Origin of the sequence: Vagococcus sp. CY52-2, assembly GCF_022655055.1 — a bacterium.
Classification (GTDB): Bacteria; Bacillota; Bacilli; order Lactobacillales; family Vagococcaceae; genus Vagococcus.
The window spans coordinates 137,044-155,682 of record NZ_CP093384.1 but is presented as its reverse complement, the minus strand read 5'-3'; the positions used below and the strand labels follow the sequence as shown (position 1 = coordinate 155,682).

General features: G+C 33.4%; 17 protein-coding genes. 2 read left to right on the top strand and 15 right to left on the bottom strand.

The genetic code is table 11. The annotated features are described in order from the left end of the window. Positions 1–53 precede the first annotated feature (53 nt). The 5 genes from rpoZ to MN187_RS00745 all read right to left on the bottom strand — a co-directional run bounded on the left by rpoZ (position 54) and on the right by MN187_RS00745 (position 3,865). On the bottom strand, positions 54–362 hold the full coding sequence (rpoZ, locus tag MN187_RS00765) for a DNA-directed RNA polymerase subunit omega (RefSeq protein ID WP_071456043.1): 309 nt from the start codon (positions 360–362) through the stop codon (positions 54–56). A 3-nt stretch (positions 363–365) separates the two neighbouring features. After that, a complete protein-coding gene (gmk, locus tag MN187_RS00760; protein WP_117973496.1) occupies positions 366–980 on the bottom strand; it encodes a guanylate kinase in 615 nt (204 codons plus the stop codon). A gap of 93 nt (positions 981–1,073) precedes the next feature. After that, positions 1,074–1,961: a YicC/YloC family endoribonuclease gene (locus tag MN187_RS00755; protein ID WP_242094007.1), complete on the bottom strand. Its 888-nt coding sequence runs from the start codon at positions 1,959–1,961 to the stop codon at positions 1,074–1,076. A gap of 9 nt (positions 1,962–1,970) precedes the next feature. Beyond that, positions 1,971–2,189: a YdbC family protein gene (locus MN187_RS00750; RefSeq protein WP_071456040.1), complete on the bottom strand. Its 219-nt coding sequence runs from the start codon at positions 2,187–2,189 to the stop codon at positions 1,971–1,973. Next, positions 2,186–3,865 carry a patatin-like phospholipase family protein gene (locus MN187_RS00745; RefSeq protein ID WP_242094005.1) on the bottom strand — a complete coding sequence of 560 codons (1,680 nt, stop codon included), beginning with the start codon at positions 3,863–3,865 and terminating at the stop codon, positions 2,186–2,188. Before MN187_RS00745 ends, MN187_RS00750 begins: the two co-directional genes overlap by 4 nt. A 124-nt stretch (positions 3,866–3,989) precedes the next feature. Between MN187_RS00745 and MN187_RS00740 the strand changes: the two genes are divergently transcribed. Then, positions 3,990–4,373 (top strand): hypothetical protein, encoded by a 384-nt coding sequence (locus MN187_RS00740; RefSeq protein WP_071456038.1) that lies wholly within the window; start codon positions 3,990–3,992, stop codon positions 4,371–4,373. Between the two features lie 29 nt (positions 4,374–4,402). Here the strand turns inward: MN187_RS00740 and acpS are convergent, their stop codons facing one another. The 5 genes from acpS to MN187_RS00715 all read right to left on the bottom strand — a co-directional run bounded on the left by acpS (position 4,403) and on the right by MN187_RS00715 (position 9,878). Continuing rightward, positions 4,403–4,753, bottom strand: coding sequence for a holo-ACP synthase (gene acpS / locus MN187_RS00735; protein ID WP_117973499.1), 351 nt, complete (start codon positions 4,751–4,753; stop codon positions 4,403–4,405). Positions 4,754–4,871: 118 nt separating this feature from the next. Further along, a complete protein-coding gene (gene cshA / locus MN187_RS00730) occupies positions 4,872–6,419 on the bottom strand; it encodes a degradosome RNA helicase CshA (RefSeq protein ID WP_117973500.1) in 1,548 nt (515 codons plus the stop codon). 121 nt (positions 6,420–6,540) lie between these two features. After that, positions 6,541–7,914 carry a UDP-N-acetylmuramoyl-tripeptide--D-alanyl-D-alanine ligase gene (locus tag MN187_RS00725; protein ID WP_242094003.1) on the bottom strand — a complete coding sequence of 458 codons (1,374 nt, stop codon included), beginning with the start codon at positions 7,912–7,914 and terminating at the stop codon, positions 6,541–6,543. A gap of 51 nt (positions 7,915–7,965) precedes the next feature. Next, positions 7,966–9,015: a D-alanine--D-alanine ligase gene (locus MN187_RS00720; RefSeq protein ID WP_241699576.1), complete on the bottom strand. Its 1,050-nt coding sequence runs from the start codon at positions 9,013–9,015 to the stop codon at positions 7,966–7,968. Between the two features lie 98 nt (positions 9,016–9,113). Then, positions 9,114–9,878, bottom strand: a complete 765-nt coding sequence (locus MN187_RS00715; RefSeq protein WP_117973503.1) for a hypothetical protein — start codon at positions 9,876–9,878, stop codon at positions 9,114–9,116. A 217-nt stretch (positions 9,879–10,095) separates the two neighbouring features. On the opposite strand from MN187_RS00715, the gene MN187_RS00710 reads away from it, so the two are divergent. Beyond that, entirely contained in the window at positions 10,096–10,887 is a 792-nt protein-coding gene (locus MN187_RS00710) for a class A sortase (protein ID WP_117973504.1), read from the top strand. A 49-nt stretch (positions 10,888–10,936) separates the two neighbouring features. On the opposite strand, the gene MN187_RS00705 is transcribed toward MN187_RS00710, so the two are convergent. The 5 genes from MN187_RS00705 to MN187_RS00685 all read right to left on the bottom strand — a co-directional run bounded on the left by MN187_RS00705 (position 10,937) and on the right by MN187_RS00685 (position 18,530). After that, the gene (locus tag MN187_RS00705; RefSeq protein WP_242094001.1) at positions 10,937–11,878 is read right to left on the bottom strand and encodes a 3'-5' exoribonuclease YhaM family protein; all 942 of its coding nucleotides are present in this window, start codon (positions 11,876–11,878) and stop codon (positions 10,937–10,939) included. Then, entirely contained in the window at positions 11,875–14,643 is a 2,769-nt protein-coding gene (locus MN187_RS00700; RefSeq protein ID WP_242093999.1) for an AAA family ATPase, read from the bottom strand. The genes MN187_RS00705 and MN187_RS00700 overlap by 4 nt, the downstream gene beginning before the upstream one ends. Next, positions 14,640–15,854, bottom strand: a complete 1,215-nt coding sequence (locus MN187_RS00695) for a metallophosphoesterase family protein (RefSeq protein ID WP_242093997.1) — start codon at positions 15,852–15,854, stop codon at positions 14,640–14,642. The genes MN187_RS00700 and MN187_RS00695 overlap by 4 nt, the downstream gene beginning before the upstream one ends. A gap of 102 nt (positions 15,855–15,956) precedes the next feature. Further along, positions 15,957–16,304, bottom strand: a complete 348-nt coding sequence (locus MN187_RS00690; protein WP_117973508.1) for a YlbF/YmcA family competence regulator — start codon at positions 16,302–16,304, stop codon at positions 15,957–15,959. Between the two features lie 69 nt (positions 16,305–16,373). After that, positions 16,374–18,530: a PBP1A family penicillin-binding protein gene (locus MN187_RS00685; protein ID WP_117973509.1), complete on the bottom strand. Its 2,157-nt coding sequence runs from the start codon at positions 18,528–18,530 to the stop codon at positions 16,374–16,376. Between the last annotated feature and the right edge of the window lie 109 nt (positions 18,531–18,639).

Genomic DNA, 18,639 nt, shown 5'->3' with positions numbered 1-18,639 from the left:
GCATTCTACTCGAATAAAAAAACCCAAGAGGTCTATCTCTTAGGTTTTATATGTTACATTTTTTTCTCAAATTGGATACGTGCTTCAAGTTCTTGATGTTCACGGCGTTTTAATGCTTTTTTCTCTTCTTCTTGTCTTCTAAGTAATTCTCTTTTTAGCTCTGGATTTGGGTCAATAACCACATCTCCTACAGCGATTTCTTCAAGAGCACGACCGACATTTTTGACAGAGACAAATTTATCTGGTTCAATCATTGGTTGCGCACCTTCGTCTAATTCATGAGCTCTCTTACTTGCTAAAATAACCAATGAATATTTTGAATCGACTTGCTCTAATAATGAATCTATTGATGGATATAACATAGTTTATAACTCCTTTAACATATTTTCATAGCGATCAATCACGTGATCTACACGGTAATGTTCGCTTTCGATAATTTTTTTAATCCGTTGTACTGCTAATTCAACCTCATCGTTGACTACAGCATAGTCATAATGACGCATCATTTCAATTTCTTCTTTTGCTTTCGACATACGCTTTTCTATCACTGATAACGCATCTGTTCCACGATTAACGATTCGTGCTTTTAATTCACTAAAATCTGGAGGGGTTAAAAAAATAAAGACACCATCTGGCATTTTTTCTTTGACTTTCATGGCTCCTTGCACTTCAATTTCTAAAAAGACATCTTTGCCTTCATCTAATGTCTGATTAACATAATCTAATGGCGTACCATAATAATTACCAACATACTCGGCATATTCTAACATTTTTCCTTCAGATATTAATTGCTCAAATTCTTCTTTTGATCGAAAGAAATAATCTACACCTTCCACTTCACCTTGACGCATTTGGCGTGTTGTCATTGAAATAGAATACTCAAATTGATTGTCATCTTTTTCAAATAACGCCTTTCTAACTGTCCCTTTTCCAACACCGGATGGACCTGATAATACAATTAGTAACCCTCGTTCTGACATCGTGTCGTCCTCTCACTTACAATTTTCTTAGTTTACCTTCTATAATGCACCCTAGAGAATATTTTTGCAAGTGTCTATGATAATTTTTATCAATTATTCAATATTTTGAACTTGTTCTCTAATTTGTTCAATCAACGTTTTCAATTGAATCACACTAGATTTAACATCTAAATTAGTTGACTTTGATCCAATTGTATTGACTTCTCGATTCATCTCTTGAATTAAAAAATCTAGTTCTTTACCAACGGGACCATTCTTTTTAAGTAATTGCATCATGGCATTCACATGTACACTTAATCTATCCAACTCTTCAGATATATCTCCCTTATCAATTAAAATAGCCACTTCACTTAACAACCTAGACTCATCAATAGGAATATCTTCCATCAAACTAGTCATTTTTTGTTTCAGTTTATCGTAATGTTCTTGTTTTATGGTCTCTGTTTTTTTTGATATCATTGATATCTCTTGGTTAATTAAGTTGACATATTCATAAAAAAAGGATTGAATTCCCTCTCCTTCAGTTTGTCTACTTCCATTTAGTGCTTCTAACGCTTGCTTAAATACTGCCAATAAATCTACTTCAATATCACTTGTCGCATCATTTTTTTCTACTACCTCAATTAATGCAGGATGTAATATTCCTCCTTCTAAAAATCGCTCAGCAGAAAATGGTTGCTTTTTATAACGATGAAATTCAGCATCACCTAAATCCTGAACTAATCTATCTAATACAGGCCAATTAATCATTAACTCCTTAGAAGATGAGCTTTCTTTTGTTAAAGTGATGAAGCATTCTACTCTTCCTCTAGATAATTTATTTTTTAGTACTTTTTTCATCTCCATTTCAAGATGATTGTACTCTCTTGGTAAACGAACTTGTGTATCTAAAAAACGGTGGTTGACTGATTTTATCTCAACCACTATCTGATAATCTTCTCTTTGACATTCTCCATGCCCATAGCCTGTCATACTCTTCATATTTTACCCCTACATGTTAGTTAGAGTTTCTTTTAATACAGCAAACTCTTCGTTAGTTAACGTTATGCCTTTTCCCATTTTTTCATGATTGGGCGCCCAATCACGTAAATCAAATTTTGCTGGTCGATTATTCCAGCTAATAAGATTTAATTCTTTTGTCCATCCTTTATTATTTTCAGATAATACGGCAATTTCTTCCAAAATTTCATAAGAAAATTCTTGACTCATATTTTTCTCTCCTTTAAAAAATGAATAAATAACGCTTGTAAGACTGGTTTCCAACTAATATCAAATAGCCTACCAATTATTTCTACTTTTGTTTCAATCAAATGATAATTATATGTCAAAACAGTTTTTTCAGACAGTGGGACAGTTTGTTTCACATAATCTGCTAACCATTCACTAAGTGATAAAAGCATTTGATCGTTGACGTCATCATTTTTCTCATTAAATACTGTGACAATTTCATCTGATAATTCATCTATAGTATATACTCTTGAAGGATCTACCGATAATATACGGGCAGTCTCTTCTAACAAATAAATGCTAAATAATTCTGGTTGAACATGATGTTGAACCATCCATCGAGGAGTTACTTTCTTACCTAACTGTTTAATGGCTTCTTGTGATTTAAGGTACATTAAAAAATGTTTAGTTAATTTCACCGCTTCTTTTTTATAATTATTTGGTTCTAGAGCATACCAATTTCCCTCATATCGGTGGAAAGTTCTCATTGTATCCAAATAGCCTAGTTGCATATTCCAAATAGCTCGTTCTTTATCAAACAATAATACCGTGCCTAATCCCCATTTACTACTAATCGTAATCTCGCAAATATCACGAGGGATTTTTACAGGTTTAATAACACCCGGTCCTTTCACATCGATTACAATTAATTCTTTTGCTCCATGATTAAGCAAGATATCTTTAGGTATATTATTACGATAACCACCATCTACATAATACTGTCCATTGATTTCACATGCCCTCATCGCAGGGTAAAATGACGATGTAGCTAATAGCCATTTACTTAATTCATCCTTTGGTACATCTTTTAATGACTTCACTATCTCTTCCATTTTTGGTGCAAGAGTTATCACAAAATAAAAATCAATTGGTTTTTTATCTGGATCAAACATTTGGTCTTCATCAATCATCGTTTCAATCATATGGTACAAAGGTGTGCTATCAGTGCCGTTTTCTTTTAGTGCGGATAAAGTAAGGTTTTTGACACCTTGAATCAAGTTTTCTCTTGTTTTATTTTCTTTATCATTAAGCGATAAGTTTAATATTTTATTCGTCGCAATATCACGCCACATATCTTCAGCGTCATTTAAATTACCTTGTACCATAAACGCTCCATTTAATGCACCTACTGATGTTCCACTTATCATACTATAGGTAACACCTAACTCTTTTAACGCGCGCCATGCACCTATTTGATAAGATCCTCTAGCACCACCACCACCTAAAACAATTCCAGTATGATAGTTTACGTGATAATAATACCCTGGTTTGGGATGATTTTTTCTAACAAAACCTAAATCTAACAATTTATTTTTGACCAATGAAACATCCGAAAAATCAGGTAAATACACTTCTGATAAAAGACGACTCTTGGCAATCTCATCAAGCAACATCATACATTCACTAAATCCAAATAAATAGGACGTACTTACAATATTTGTTACACAAAAAACATTATCCTTAATTTCACCATCACATACAGCCAATAATTGATTTCCTTTATACCATCCAACTACTAGATAATCATCTCGCAATGAAAGACTATTTTTATAAAGTGCTTTTAATGCTTTTTTATGACTATTTTGAAATGGTAACCACTCTTTAGTTTGATAACGACTTAATTTATATAAATCTGATGGAAGCCACTCTTTTAACATTATATCACCACCTTTTCACTTTTTTTCACAAATATCCCACTGTTTTCACTACTATTATTTGTTTGACTAACCTATCTCTGCTCCGTATAATAAGAGAAAGAAAGACTTAAAAGGAGAATGACTGATGATAAAAAAGCAACCGTCTACAAAGCCTAATAAAGAAAATCATGTCAAAAAGTTTACTCGTTTTATCTCCCGTTCATCACAGAGATTTATTTCTTCTTTTTTAGATGATGAGTCAGAAAAGGAAAAGCATTTAGCTCTTATCCAGCAACAAATTAGTAAAGCCATACTTCAAAAGAGTCTGGTGGTTCTTCAATATCAAGAGCCATCACAAGCTAGTTATGAAACACTCGTTGGCAGAATTTACCAACATGCGATTAATCGCAATGCCTTAGTCATTAAATTACAAAAATCGAATGAAATCCGTATGATTTCAGCTAACTATATAAGGAAAATATCCATCATCCACCCTAATCATTCTCAAAATTTATCAATTAGTAAATAAGCGAAACGACAACAATTGTTTCGTTTATTTTATTTTTCTAAAATAATCTGAGCGAAGGCTACTTTGTCTGTATGAGTAATGGACACATGAACCTGCCCTTCAAATATAGACTGATACACTATTGGTCGACCACTTTCTTCTGATAACACCTCAATATCTTGAAATCCTACTTTTCCAATTCCTGTCCCATACGCTTTTGAGAAAGCTTCTTTACACGCAAAACGACCCCCTAGAAATTCTGTTTGTCTCTTTATTTTTAACGTTTCAAAAATTTCCAACTCACGAGACGTTAGCACACGGGAAATAAATTTAGGATTATTCTTTATAATATCTTCTATGCGATATAGCTCTACAGCATCTATACCAATTCCCATAATCATATTAGCACTCCCTTTTGACGATAATGTTATTATAACGACATTAAAACAAAAAAGCGAATAGAATCATTTTATTACAAATAAAAAATACCAATCTAATCTTATTAGATTGGTATAACTATTATTTATCGTTGTTACGAATAACAAATCCACGGCCACCATCTTTTTTCTGCGAAGGTTTGTTGTTTGATTTGTTGTTATTATTTTTTTTAGGTGCATCAGAATTGTTATAACGTTTTTTCTTGTTATATTGTTCCTTGCCACCACGGCCGCCACCTTTGTTGTTATTACGACGGTTATAGTTACCACCTTTACCACGGCCACTATTTTTATTATTACCACGACGGTTTGGTAATGGGCGTTCTGGTGTGATTTTTACAGGGACTTCAGCTGCATCATCTTTAGAAATTTGTTTAATTAACAACGCCACTAAATCTTCTGCTGTGTAGTCTTCTAATAAATCACTTGCTGCTAATTGATATTTTTCTAAGCCATTAGCTGCTAATAAATCTTTAATTTCAGTAATCGCTGCACCAATTTGTCCTTCTACTGCTTCTTTTTTAGAAGGTGGACGAAGTGGTGTCATACGTTTTTTCGTTAAGTCTTCAATAACATGTAAATAACCCATTTCATTAGGTGTAACAAAGGTTACTGACATACCTTCTTTGCCAGCACGACCTGTACGACCGATACGGTGAACATAACTTTCTGGATCTTGTGGAATATCATAGTTGTAAACATGACTCACACCAGAAATATCTAATCCACGAGCTGCGACGTCTGTTGCAACTAAGATATCTAATTCGCCATTTTTAAAGGCTTTTAAAATACTCATACGTTTGTGCTGTGGTAAGTCTCCATGGATACCTTCTGCTTTATAACCACGCATTTCAAGTCCACGAGCCAATTCATCGACGCGACGTTTTGTACGGCCAAAAACAATTGTCAACTCAGGTGATTGTACATCAAACAAACGAGTCATAATATCAAATTTCTCAAATTCTTTACAACGAACGTAATATTGATCAATTAGGTTAGCTGTCATTTCTTTTGCTTTGATACGAACATGTTCAGGGTCTTGCATGAATTTAACCCCAATACGTTTGATTGAATCTGGCATTGTTGCTGAGAATAATAATGTTTGGCGTTCTGCTGGAACTTTTGAGATGATGGCTTCGATATCATCTAAGAATCCCATATTTAACATTTCATCAGCTTCATCTAATACAAGAGTTTCCACTGTATCTAGTTTCAACGTACGACGATTAATATGGTCTAATAAACGGCCAGGAGTTCCCACAACAATATGTGGTTTGTTTTTTAACGCACGAATTTGTCGACCAATATCTGCCCCACCATAAACTGATTGAACTTTAACTTTTTTTTCTTTACCTAAACGGTATAATTCTTCTTGTGTTTGAATAGCTAATTCACGTGTTGGTGCAATAACTAATGCTTGTAACTCAGGTCTATTAGAGTCAATTTTATTTAACATTGGTAACCCAAAAGCGGCTGTTTTACCAGTACCAGTTTGAGCTTGACCAATAACATCTCTTCCTTCTAACGCTAATGGTATTGTCGCACTCTGTACAGGTGTTGCTTCCTCAAACCCAATATTTTCGATAGCTTGTAATAAACTTTTTTCTAACTGTAATTCACTAAATTTCAAATGATATCCTCCTAGTTTGTTGCTAAATCGACTGCTTTTCTTTTTATATAATGAAAAAAAATGAAAATAGGCATTCGTATAATACTATCACATTCTTAAATAATTAACAATAAAACCTTGCCTATTCATGGTTTTTTAATAAAAAATCAACAACTTCATTTAATCCCATTCCATTGCTTGCTTTCAGAAAAACCGTATCTTTTGATTGCAGTTGACTTGATAAATGTTTCATTAATTCTTTTTTTTCTGTTTTATGGTAAAAATGAAGAGAACCTTTTGGCATTCTATCATTTAACAGATTATAAAGAGCGTTCATTTGCTCGCCATACAAATAAACTTGATCAATATGATTTGGTGAAATATGCTCGGAGATACTTTCATGCATCTGGCTAGATAGTTCCCCTAATTCTAGCATGTCACCTAACACAATATATTTCTTGCCTTCTAATTCTAACGCAGAAAATGTGTCTAACACTAATTTCATTGCAGTTGGATTGGCATTGTATACATCACTTAAGATATCAATGCCGTCATTTGTTTTCAACCATTCTGTTCTATTTTTAGTTAAATCAAATGTTTCTAGCCCATTTTTCATTTTTGAAACAGGTATGCCAAAATGATTTCCAATCAATAAAGCAATCAAAGCATTTTTGACATTATAGCCACCCAAAACCGGAATTGAAAATACTTCACCTTCAAATAGATTAGTTTCAAACTGTGTATCAACTTTCGTTTCTGAAAGTATGGAAGCTGATAAAGTTGCTTGCGTATCTATCCCAAAACTTTCAACCTCTTGTGAGATATCCACTATCAATCGTTTTAACAATGGCTCATCATTTGGGATAATTAAAATGCCTTCTTTTTTAAGACCTGAAGTGATTTCCATTTTAGCTTCAGCAATGCCAGCTCGTGATCCTAAGTATTCGATATGAGATTCCCCAATCAATGTGATGGCTGCAATATCTGGTGTCGCAAGATTTGACAAGACTTCAATTTCACCTTTATGATCCATCCCCATCTCTAAAACTAACATCTCTGTATCTTCTGGCATGGATAAAATCGTGTAAGGCAAGCCAATATGATTATTATAATTACCTTGTGTTTTATATGTTTTAAATGCTTGTGATAACACAGCTGCCGTCATATCTTTTGTTGTTGTTTTCCCGTTACTCCCTGTAATTCCTATTACTTTAGGTGCACTTTTTTCTAAATAAAAACGAGATAATTTTTGTAAGGCAATTAATGTATCTTCGACTTTAATATACGCAATATCTTCAGATAAATCTTTTTCTGATAAAACTAAAGAAGCTCCGTTATCAATGGCTTGCGGAATAAAATCATGACCATCTCTTGCTCCTTTTAGTGGAACAAACAAGCTATTTTCTCGCACTTTTCGTGTATCAAACTCAACAGAGGAAATCGTTTGGTCATCTAAATGTTGAGCATAATTGATGCCTTCTACCGCCGCGACAATCTCTTTAATTAATAAGTTCATAGCTCTCCTTCTTTCTCTTATCAACAAAAAAAGCTGAACAAGCGTCCAACTCTACAACTGCTCAACTTCAATTTGTTGTTTTTTTTCAAAACGTAGTTTAGCTAATTGAATCAATTCTTCTAGCAAGTCACCATAATTTAATCCCATATTTTTCCATAGTAACGGATACATACTAAATGGTGTAAAACCTGGCATCGTATTCACTTCATTTAGGAATACCTCATTATTAGCTGTTAAAAAGAAGTCACAGCGACTCAATCCACTACCATCTAGTGTTTGGTACGCTTTTTTAGCATAATATTGTAATGTTTCTTGTAATTCAGCTGAAATATCTGCTGGAATTTGTAATTCCACTTTATTGTCCAAATATTTTGATTCGTATGTATAAAATGCCACATCTTTAACAATCTCTCCAGCTAAAGTTGTTCTGATTTCATCATTACCCAATACGGCAACTTCTAATTCGCGTGCTTCAATTCCTTGCTCCACAATGACACGTCGATCAAAACGGAATGCCTCATCTATTGCCTGAACTAATTCTTCACGAGATTCAGCTTTATTAATACCGACACTTGAACCCATGTTAGCTGGTTTAACAAACATTGGGTAAATCAAACTACCTTCACACTCTAACAAAATGTCTTCTTGGTGATCTTTATAGCCCGTTTTAGTTACTGCAACATATGGTAATTGAGGAATACCGACTTGCTGGAATAACTGTTTACCAATGATTTTATCCATAGCACATGCACTAGCCAAAACTCCCGCACCAACATACGGCATATTTAATACTTCAAATAATCCTTGAATCGTACCATCTTCTCCATTAGGACCATGTAATACTGGAAAAATAACCGCATTTCCTTCTTTTAAATCACTTGGTAAAATAGGTTGAGCATTGGCAATCGTTAAGTGTAGAGATTCTTTATTTAAAGGTGCCTCATGATACACAGGTCCCTTTAGCCAATTACCATCTTTCGTAATATAAACTAATTGAACTGAATAATAGTTATAATAAATTGCTTGTAAAATTGAAAAGGCCGATAGAATTGATACATCATGTTCAGCACTTTTACCACCATATACTAAAAAAATCTTCATGGTTGTCCTCCTAAATTTACTAGGACTTAATTATACTCCAGTTTTCAGCAAAATTCTATTCCTTATTTTTTATCTATATAAATAAAAGAAGCACTGCACTAAAACAATATCGGGTTATCTACCGTCTTAAAATACCATGACATCTTTTGATGTTGATAGATTAAAACACCTACTTTTTCTTCCAAAAATAATTGATTACTCTCAATTTTTCTAAGATTATCTTCAACAACATGTACGGGTATTTTATACTCCCCATTATCTAGACCAACTTGTGAAAACTCAAATACAGTCCCTTCTTGCATAATACTTTTTAACTCTTTTACTATATCGTATGGTAAAGGCGTTATATTAGTATAGCGTTTTGAGAATAGAGAGCGATTAGCATTTAATTGGTATAAAACTTTATCAGTAATTTTTTGAGATAAAGACTGATAAAATTCGTCTATATTTCGATAATATACTTTCATCACTTCTTGTTCTGTCTCAAAAAAAGCATAATTATTTTGTAATTTATAAAAAAAAGGCGAACGCAATTGCATCTTCATATGGGATAAATACAATATTTCAGCAATTTCATTTGCTGTCAAACGTTTTAATGTATCATATTCTTCAAAATCTAACCATTTAATTTCTCGCCTTTTATTATAATTTAAATTGCTTAAATATCGATCAACATTTTCCTGGCCGCGTATTACCCTAAATCCAGTATGCGCTTCATACTCCCCCTCTAGCTCACTAGCATCTAGCAATAGTAAGTTTTTGGGACGATGAATAGTATAACGATCAAAGTCTTGATGGCTAAGTCCCTTTGTTAAAACCGAGTTACTAATACCATCTAAATGAACATATATATTTCGTCGCAACACCTTCACCTATCTTTCTTCTACTAGTAATTTCCATTAATACAACTATACCATTTTTCCTTAACAAAATGAACACATAAACCCTAGCAGTTTAATTACGTTTGTATTACAAATCTAGTGAGATATTTAAAAAAACGGCATAATAACGTAATGTTGTTTTATCACCCTACTTTCTTTATTTTTAAAATTATTATGGTATGATAGTTGATAGAATTACATGAAAAAGGGGGCTAATATCATCTCTAACAAAAATGATTCATCACAAAAAAAACGTTCAACAAAACATCAAACCAAAAAAAAATCGATTGGGCAACGATTTAAACATTTCTTTTTTAATCTAATCATGATTATTCTCTTTTTAGTAGGGATTGCATTAATTTTTAATAACCAGATTAAAAATTATCTTGTAAAAGAAAATACGGCACAATATCAAGTCAATAAAATAACTCGAGATGATGTTGTTAAAAATGAACAAAAAGAAGCAACTTTTGATTTTGATCAAGTAGAATCGCTAGATTTCAATACTGTCACTAAATCACGTGGCCGTGATGTCGGAGATGTTGTGGGTGGTATTGCTATACCCAGTGTGGATTTAAATTTACCGATTCTAAAAGGGGTTTCTAATTACGTTATTTCTGTTGGAGCTGGAACGATGAAACCCGATCAGAAAATGGGGTTTGGAAACTATGCTTTAGCTAGTCATTATATGTATGATCCTACTTTGTTATTTGCTCCTTTAGTCCGAGTGGAACTTGGATCTTCTATTTATCTCACAGATTTAGAGTATATCTATGAATATAAAGTTACCATGAAAGAATATGTAGAACCAACAAGAGTAGATGTTATTGAAGATGTTCCTGAAAAACGTCAGGTTACTTTAGTCACTTGTGATACATCTGGTGAACACCGTCTTATTTTACAAGGTGAACTCGTAAAAAAAGTGAATGGAAAAAAAGCACCAAAGGATATGCGTGATGCTTTTGAATTAGCACAAAACAATTATTATTAATATAGTAAAAAGCATTGAACACAAGAATGTTTCTTATGTTCAATGCTTTTTAAATATTTGGTAAATAAAAATTTCGATTGTCCAATCCAAAAATACGTTCTGTATACTCCCCAGGATTTACTTGTTTTAATGATCCTAACATCATTTGCATTGATGCGTCTAAATTATCTAAATGATGCAATATTTCTGCTTCCATAATTTTAGGCCTAACAGGTGATCCATATTCCAACAAACCATGGTGTGCTAATACAACATGCTTAAGAACTAGTACTTCCTCATCTAGTTCTGAAATATTTAATTCTATACAAGCCTTTGTTATTTCTTCATCAATCATCACAATATGTCCTAATAAATTTCCTGCTAAGGTATACTCTGTTGCGACAGGACCTGATAGTTCATGTACTTTCCCCAAGTCATGCAACATAACACCTGCATATAACAAAGACAGATTTAGTTCTGTGTATTCTTGTGAGACAGATTTTGCTAAGCGTAACATGGTTAAAGTATGGAAAGCCAACCCTCCTGCAAACGCATGATGGTTTCGTTTTGCTGCTGGGTATTCAAAAAATTCTTTTTGATACTTACTAAGAATATGACGGACAATACGGTGCCATTTTGCTTGAGTAATATCTAGTAAGTAATCATTAAATTCCTGTTTCATCTCATCAATATCAATAGGTGCTTTTTCCATGTATAAAGACGGATCAACCGGTTCATCATTTTTAGCTAAACGCATATGAAGAATTTTGATTTGAGGCATATTTTGATACAGCTCACGTTTACCATTTAAGAACACAACTTTACCAGTTGTAAATAGCTCAATATCTTCTTCTGATGCTCCCCAGTACTTACCATCTATCGTGCCTGAATTATCTTGGAATGTAAACGCAATGAATTTTTTTCCATTTCTCGCTACTCGAACATCCGCTGTTTTTAATAAGACAAATGCTTCAAATGTTTCATCTACAGAAAGTTCCCTTAATTTTTTCATGCTGTTTCTTCCTCTCCGATAACCAAAACAGATTGATCTTTCATTTTAAAATATTCTCTCATTGCTTTATCAGATGTTAAACAAATAACTTGATTATCTTTTCCTAACATATCTAATAAATTAAACAAAGTTGCCTTACGCGAATCATCAAAATGGAGCCAGCCATCATCTATAACAATTGGTGAACCGTAATCCTCACTATGTAAATGAATAAAAGCTAGACGAAAAGCCATATATAATTGATCTTTTGTCCCAGTAGATAGTTGATCAATTGTCCAAGACTGTTGCGTGGTATCAACGACCCATAATCTACCATCTTCTATTAATACCTTATGATATTTTTTATTAGTTAATAGATTGAAATAACCTGTGACTGTACCAAGTAATGTTGGTAATTGTTGATCTGATAAGTATTGAAATAGCCGTTGAATCAACTCTTCAGAAAATCGTAACGTTAACCATTGCTCTGTCATTTCTTCAATTTTTGCTAATTGAGTGGCTCTTTCTTGTCTCAAATCATCTAATGAGCCATTTTTTTCCATTTGCTTCATATCATAATCAATTTGTTGCCATTCTGTTTGATACATTCGTTGTTTATCTTTCAGTTCATCCTGAATTTCTTTTACCTTCATTACTTCGCGGTTAATTGAAAGTAATTTGTATTCTTTAGATAAATCGAACACGTGCTCTAACTGACGTTCTAATTCGCTTAAACGTTTAGCATTTTGATTTAGCTGTTCTTGATGATTTAACCATTCTTTAGCTATATCAATTGGCGTAGCCTCATGTTGATCAATTAATTGATTAACCAATTGTTGACTAGCCGCTTTTTGATGTCGAATAGAGGCTAGTTCACTTTGAATATTGCTTGTTTCACTACCTTCCAGACGATTAATTGCTTCTTTTTGTGCCTCAACAAATTGTTTGACTTCTTTAAAGCCATCACGAATATTTTTATCTTCTAAAGGAATCCACTCTTTAGCAAAAGAAAGTGATTGTTTATAAGAATCAATTGCTTTATCAATCGTTTCAAGCTGTTGTTGCATCTCTTGTTCATTTTTTTGAATGTCACGTAATTGACTAAAAACAGGTAATGTAGTTAACCACATTGAAACCGTCTCATCTGTAGAGAAGCCATATGCTGTCGCCCATTGTTCTTTTTGTTTTTTTACTAACGCATCCTGTTCTTCAAAATTAGCTAGTTCTTTTTCCAATTCATATAACTCGCCAGCTAGTTGATCCGCCTCGCCTAATTGTTGTTTATATAATGTTTTGGCTTCTTCTGGGGTCACAGATGACGACTTTGGTACCCTAGATGTATTCATAAAACCATAAATACCTAACCCCGCAAAAATAACGACAATCACATATAGCCATGATACACCTAACACAATTGCCAGTAGTAGCATCATAATAGCAATCGCTATTGAGAGCCCTGAAAACATTTTTATCGTAAATGAATCAAGAAATGGGCTATTATCTAGATGTTCCTCATTAATCGATGCAGATGAAGTATCTAATTGATTTTCTGATTCAGATAATTCATGATCTAGTTTTCGCTGACGAATGGATAATCGGCTTTGTTCATTGGATAATATCACTTGTTTCCGTAATAATTCTTCCTCAACTTCTGCCAATTCTTTTAATGATATTTCTTCCTGTTCTTCAATTACCACATCAAGTAATGCATCTGATAAACGATATTTTTCATATAATTCTTTTTTATTTGATATATAGGCATCGAGTTGCTGTTGCATAACCTCTTGTCGCTCACTGATTGATTGAACACTCAATTGATCATCTAATAATTGTTCAAATAATTCTTGATTCTCAAGATAAAATTGAACAGCTGGGGTAATGTCTTTAATGATTTCACTTTGATTTTCTAATAGTTCAGTCTCTTTTTTTGTTAAGAAACGATATTCCTGTAATGCGTCTGACACACTCTTAATGGTTGTTTGTGGGGCAGCGTCTTTTTCTTTCTTTCCACCGGTCTCCCTGTTCAATGTTTGCCATTCGGTGTATAGAGGAAAATATTTTTGCTGATCTAGTAATGTCTTTTCTAAAGAATAGCTATCTTCCAACTCCTTACGTTCTTTTTCCAACAACTCTTCTAATTCTATTCGTCGATCCCATTTATTTTGGTAAGTTTGTTCTTGTTCTTCAACTAAACGAATACTCTGTTCCAAACGGTTGAATTCTTTTAATTGTTGATTTAATAACGGAATTCGTCCAGAAGGTTTATATATTTGTTGTCTATCTTTTAGAAAATCATTTGATATGGCAGTTAGTCGTTCACTTCCTGTTAAACCAACTGTCAACAGTAAACGTTGCAATCTAACTTCATTTAAATCATTTAAATCAACCAACTGTTCTTGCTGAAAGCTAAACACCTCATCAAAAATTTCACGTGTTAAAGGTGATAAAATAGTTGTTAGAAGTCTCTCGTCTCCTACTTGACCATCTTCTAAACGCACATATGCCTGCCCTTTATTTTTTTCTTTAAATCGCTCAACGTAAATTTCACCATGAACTGGGTGATCGATAATTAAATGCCCACCATATGTCGCTCCAGCTACTGGTGTAAAATCACGTGTCATATCACGTTTTTTAGGAAAACCAAATAAAATAGTCCGTATAAAATGATATAATGTGGATTTTCCTGATTCATTATCACCAAAAATGAGTTGATTATCTTCTTTTAAGTTAAATACTTGATTATTAAATTTTCCAAATCCATTAATGTATAATCGTCTTATTTTCATTGGCCTACTCCATTTTTAAAAATCATTTTGTCCTTCACTAATTGGCTACTTTCTTCTACAATACGTTCCATATCTTCTTCATCAAATACAATATTCGTTCCAATTACTGGTTGTTGCACAATATCCTTCGCAACATCATTAAATTCATTACGCTTCAAGAAATGTTGTGCTAAATCATCGACTAAACTTGAATCAAATCCCATAATAAGTTGATCTATCTCGATTGGCTCAATCATTATATCGACTAACCAAATATAATAAGAAGTTTTTCTTAATAATTGACGTTGAAGATAACCTAATATTTCTTCTTTATTTAAAAGTAGCTCACTTAGTCCTTCTTCAGAAGATGGACTCAATTTTACTACTAGTAAGGTTACCTCTTTTGTATATTTTGCTGCCATGATTTCTTTTTCAATTTTTGTTAGTTGATCTGATCGTGTTATTTCTTTTAATGAGATATCTTGTTGCACCCATGCTGCTTTACTTACATCGATAAATTTTTGCGATACACTAGAGCCATTGACTTCAACCAGACCAACTCCCTTAGTCTGTCTCTCTTTTCGAGTATGTCCTTGAGGAGTTCCTGGATAAATAGTTAGTGGTTTATCTGTTAACACCTCTGTCTTATGAATATGCCCTAATGCCCAATAATCATATGTTGGTTTTAAATCAGATAAAAGAAACGGAGCATATTTTCCTTCTTGTGCTATCTCACCATGATAAAATCCAATGTGATAATCTGTTTCCATACTTCTACTTGGATAATCTAACGCTTTATTGCCTTTAATCCACTGATGTTCATAAGAAAAACCACTAATAGAAACACTTTGTCCATTTGTCATTTGTAGAACCTTTGTCGTAACTTCTTCAGTATCAAATAATATGACGTTTTGTGGCCATTCAAACCAGTAACGACTTTTCGTATAATAATCATGATTTCCAAAAGACATCACTACTTTGATTTGTTCTTCTTCTAGACGCCTAAATTGATCCATTACAAATTTTTGTGTATAAATAGACGATGTTGCTTGATGGAACGTATCTCCAACTATCAATAAGAAATCAACTGACTCCTTAATACAATTTTCTATAATGGTCTCAAACACTTTATAATTTATTTGTTGTATCTCTTTTTGAAATGTTACATCTTCTGTTGTAATACCAGAAAAAGGTTGATCGATATGCAAATCTGCCATATGAATAAATTTCATGTGTCACACTCCCTTTAGCTATTCATAATGATTAATCAGAATAAGTTCTATAAAAAATATAGGTGGTTAAGCTCTTTGCTTAACCACCCATTATTGTGTCGATTAATCTAACGTATATAAATCTTGAACTGGTTGCATAATGATGCGGTTTAAGTCATTAACAATCATGCTAAATGCTTGTTCTTTTTGCATTAAATCTTGAATTAATGCTTCACCTTGAACTTTTTCAGCCATTTCTTGTGCTTGTTTAGCATCTTCATCCGAAAATTCTTCACCTTGCATTTGTTTTTGTTGTAATGTCATTTGCAATTCTTGGAAAGCTTTGAATAATTCAAAAGCTTCTTCATTTTCTTTCACTGCGTCAAAAGCATCACTCAATGCTAAAAATTCATCCATTTGGCGAATTTCACGTTCAATTTGGTTAGCACTATCATAAATATTACTTGACATATATAAGCTCCTTTAAATAGAAATTTATTCTCCTAATATTGTAACATGTTTCAAAGAAAAAGCCTAATCTTATTGAGTTACCTTACCCCAGATACCTTGCCAAACTTCACCCACTTTGTCTAATCCTTTTTTGATGCCGTCTCCTACAGTGTCTGCACCTTGTTTAATTTTTCCACCAACATCGTTTAGTTTGTCACCAATTCCATCTAATTTACCATCAGTCCTTGTATCATTTTCTTGATTATCGATATAATCCGTTGACTGTGTCACATCTTTCACTGGAAATGGTGTGTTTGGAGAAGCTCCTAATATACTTTGCATCTCTGTTCTGAAAATATTAGAAATATAACTACTGTCATTACCTGGCAAATAATGATCCGGCCCACTTTTATCAAAACCAATCCATGTTGCGACTACCACGTCAGGAGTATAACCAATCATCCATTGATCTTTCGACATACCATCTGCATTAATATTCTCAGTCGTTCCTGTTTTACCGGCTATTTGATAACCATACGGCTGAGCTGCAGCACCTGTTCCCGTACTATAAACCCCTTGAAGCATGCTAGTCATCTCTTCAGCTACTTCAGGCGTTGTCACGCGTGTAGATTTCGGCTTTTGATTTTCATAAATAATCACACCATGTGAATCCTCAATCTTGGTAATAAAATGTGTTTCGTTTCTAACTCCCTCATTAGCAAATACGGTGTATGCACTTGCCATATCAATTGGTCTAGCTCCTTTGGTTAGTCCACCTAACGCTAAACCGTAATATTTATCTTTTTCATCTAGTTTAACACCAAATTGTTCCACTTTTTTATACCCTCTATCAATGCCAATTTCATGCATTAACCAAACAGCAGGAGCATTTAAACTATGAATCAAGGCATTCGTCATAGATGTCTCACCACTATATGTATGCGAAAAATTATGTACATCATAATAAGGTAATTCTTCATCTTTTAACATATCATCTGGTTTATACCCTGCTTCTAATGCCGATGTATAAACAGATAAAGGCTTCATTGTTGATCCTGGTGATAAATAAGAGTTAGTCGCACGATTCCAGCCCCGATAAGTATACTCACCACGTCCCCCGACAATCCCCATCACACCACCAGAACTAGGATTAATCGCAACAGATGTCCCTTCTACAATTTCACCATCTGATGCTGCTGGTGGAAATAAACTATCATTAGCAAAGGTTTGATCCATTCCCTGTTGATACACTTGATCTAGTGCTGTGTATATTTTGTAACCACCACTTGAAATGTCAGCGTCAGTCAATTTCGTTTTATCAACCGCTTCAGAAATGACCGCGTCAAAATAATAAGGATATTTATAGGTATCTTTATCCGGGACATATGTATCTGTTAAATATATCGGTTCTTTCATCAGCCTATCTGCGGTTGCTTTATCTAATTTTCCGTTATCCACCATCACAGATAAGACTGTATTACGTCTGTTTACAGCATAGTCCATATGATCAATCGGGTTATATAAACTAGGACCTTTCAAGGCGCCGACTAATACAGCTGCTTCATCAACAGTCAAATCTTTAGCATCTTTACCAAAATATTTTTTTGACGCGTCTTGAATTCCCCAAACCCCACTACCAAAGTAAGATTTATTCAAGTACATTTCCAATATTTCATCTTTTGAGTACTCTTTTTCAAGTTCGATTGCTAGAAAAAGTTCTTTTGCTTTACGAGTAAAATTTTGCTGTTGGTCTAAAAAGGCATTTTTAGCTAGCTGTTGTGTAATGGTACTACCGCCACCGCCACTATTATTTCGTCTGATAATTTTTCTAACAGCCGCTCTCATAATCCCTTTTACATCATATCCCTTATGTTTATAAAAACGACGATCTTCTGTTGAGATAAGTGCGTCTACTACATGAGGGGAAATATTATCTAGCGTTACAAATGTTCCACCATTTTTTCGAAGCTTACCTGCCTCATCTCCATCTTTATCATAAATCGTCGTTGATTGTTCCAAACCAGCTTTTAATCCTGACACATTCATACTTTTAGCTAGGTAAAATAAATAAAGACTTGTGACTAAAATAACGGTTAATGTCACTAACACAATAATTTTATTAATATGATATTTTTTCCATATTCTTTTTTGATGGACACGAAACGTTTGCCAATGAGGCTGCAGCCACGTACCAAACCTTATTAACCAGGATTTTATCACTTCAAAATACTTCTTAATATACTCCATGATAATGTCCTTTCTATTAAATTTTATAAATTTAGTGTATCATATTATCAGAAATAACTAATACGTCTAAAGACTTATCTTCATAAGTTACTTTAATATACCATTTAAA

Excerpts from the sequence above, each read along its gene's own strand:
- gmk (WP_117973496.1), bottom strand. The coding sequence starts at position 980 with ATGTCAGAACGAGGGTTACTAATTGTATTATCAGGTCCATCCGGTGTT.
- MN187_RS00755 (WP_242094007.1), bottom strand. The coding sequence starts at position 1,961 with ATGAAGAGTATGACAGGCTATGGGCATGGAGAATGTCAAAGAGAAGAT.
- MN187_RS00720 (WP_241699576.1), bottom strand. The coding sequence starts at position 9,015 with ATGAAGATTTTTTTAGTATATGGTGGTAAAAGTGCTGAACATGATGTA.
- MN187_RS00710 (WP_117973504.1), top strand. The coding sequence starts at position 10,096 with ATGAAAAAGGGGGCTAATATCATCTCTAACAAAAATGATTCATCACAA.
- acpS (WP_117973499.1), bottom strand. The coding sequence starts at position 4,753 with ATGATTATGGGAATTGGTATAGATGCTGTAGAGCTATATCGCATAGAA.
- MN187_RS00745 (WP_242094005.1), bottom strand. The coding sequence starts at position 3,865 with ATGTTAAAAGAGTGGCTTCCATCAGATTTATATAAATTAAGTCGTTAT.
- MN187_RS00725 (WP_242094003.1), bottom strand. The coding sequence starts at position 7,914 with ATGAACTTATTAATTAAAGAGATTGTCGCGGCGGTAGAAGGCATCAAT.
- MN187_RS00750 (WP_071456040.1), bottom strand. The coding sequence starts at position 2,189 with ATGAGTCAAGAATTTTCTTATGAAATTTTGGAAGAAATTGCCGTATTA.
- rpoZ (WP_071456043.1), bottom strand. The coding sequence starts at position 362 with ATGTTATATCCATCAATAGATTCATTATTAGAGCAAGTCGATTCAAAA.
- MN187_RS00695 (WP_242093997.1), bottom strand. The coding sequence starts at position 15,854 with ATGAAATTTATTCATATGGCAGATTTGCATATCGATCAACCTTTTTCT.
- MN187_RS00705 (WP_242094001.1), bottom strand. The coding sequence starts at position 11,878 with ATGAAAAAATTAAGGGAACTTTCTGTAGATGAAACATTTGAAGCATTT.
- MN187_RS00685 (WP_117973509.1), bottom strand. The coding sequence starts at position 18,530 with ATGGAGTATATTAAGAAGTATTTTGAAGTGATAAAATCCTGGTTAATA.
- MN187_RS00690 (WP_117973508.1), bottom strand. The coding sequence starts at position 16,304 with ATGTCAAGTAATATTTATGATAGTGCTAACCAAATTGAACGTGAAATT.
- MN187_RS00700 (WP_242093999.1), bottom strand. The coding sequence starts at position 14,643 with ATGAAAATAAGACGATTATACATTAATGGATTTGGAAAATTTAATAAT.
- MN187_RS00740 (WP_071456038.1), top strand. The coding sequence starts at position 3,990 with ATGATAAAAAAGCAACCGTCTACAAAGCCTAATAAAGAAAATCATGTC.